Below are 381 nucleotides of genomic sequence, written 5' to 3' on the forward strand. Positions count from 1 at the left end.
CCATCAACTATTATGAAATCTGGATGGCTATCGCACGCTTTGCGGCACGGCGATTATCGAATCATCAATGTATTCGACGACCGACAAGACGTACTCGCGCGGATGCAAGATGAAGCATTGTATTATAACTCCGTTGCTCAAAATAAAATCGCTTTTACATTTAATCTTTGCAAAGCAGGTGAAGTGGTGCAACAATTAGCAATTGATCCAAGCGCAACAGGGCAAGAAGAGACTAAGGCTGTGGAAGTTGAACAATCTCCGGCAACCGCCGCCGATATTCTTGATGCGATGGCCGCAACTTTCCGGGAGCGCAACGCCGTTTATGGCGATAACGCTGTGATGGTAGGTCAGGTTATGCAGGTGCTGTTCCCTAATGGCGTA

The 381-nt window shown here is 47.5% G+C and carries 1 protein-coding gene; it reads left to right on the forward strand.

Annotated elements, in window-relative coordinates; translation table 11 throughout:
• Positions 1–12 precede the first annotated feature (12 nt).
• A partial coding sequence (locus tag Y887_RS20545; protein ID WP_211257020.1) for a hypothetical protein occupies positions 13–381 on the forward strand: 369 nt, incomplete at its 3' end.

Source organism: Xanthomonas pisi DSM 18956 (genome assembly GCF_001010415.1).
Taxonomy (GTDB): Bacteria; Pseudomonadota; Gammaproteobacteria; order Xanthomonadales; family Xanthomonadaceae; genus Xanthomonas; species Xanthomonas pisi.